Source organism: Pseudoalteromonas sp. GW168-MNA-CIBAN-0100 (assembly GCF_040309225.1).
Classification (GTDB): Bacteria; Pseudomonadota; Gammaproteobacteria; order Enterobacterales; family Alteromonadaceae; genus Pseudoalteromonas; species Pseudoalteromonas arctica.
Map to the genome: position 1 here is coordinate 1 of NZ_JBEOOL010000128.1, position 447 is coordinate 447.

The 447-nt window shown below is 42.7% G+C and carries 1 protein-coding gene; it reads left to right on the top strand.

The genetic code is table 11. The features are described from left to right. Positions 1-447 (top strand): hydrogen gas-evolving membrane-bound hydrogenase subunit E (gene mbhE, locus AAEY62_RS20360; RefSeq protein ID WP_350636015.1); only part of this gene is annotated, 447 nt, incomplete at both ends.

Below are 447 nucleotides of genomic sequence, written 5' to 3' on the forward strand. Positions count from 1 at the left end.
TATCTATTGTGGGATTAATGGTAGCTGTGGTGTTTACCCGCTTTTCGGCACCAGACTTAGCCTTAACGCAATTAACGGTAGAAGTGGCAACAATAATACTACTTATGTTGGCATTGTTTTTCTTACCGCAAAGCACCCCAAGAGAATCAAGCTCATCGCGTATATTACGTGATTTAAGTATTGCCTCGACAGTGGGCGGTGTTATAGCCAGTATTTGTTACGCTTTGCTTACTCGTCCGCTGGATTCTATTTCTGACTTTTTTATTGCCAATGCCAAAACCGGTGGTGGCGGTACCAATGTAGTTAACGTTATTTTAGTTGATTTTAGGGGCTTTGATACGCTGGGCGAAATTACCGTATTAGGTATTGCAGCACTAGGGATTTTTAAGCTTTTATCGCGAATTCCATTGTTTATGCCTGCAACCGACAGTGATGGCCGTTCATGGG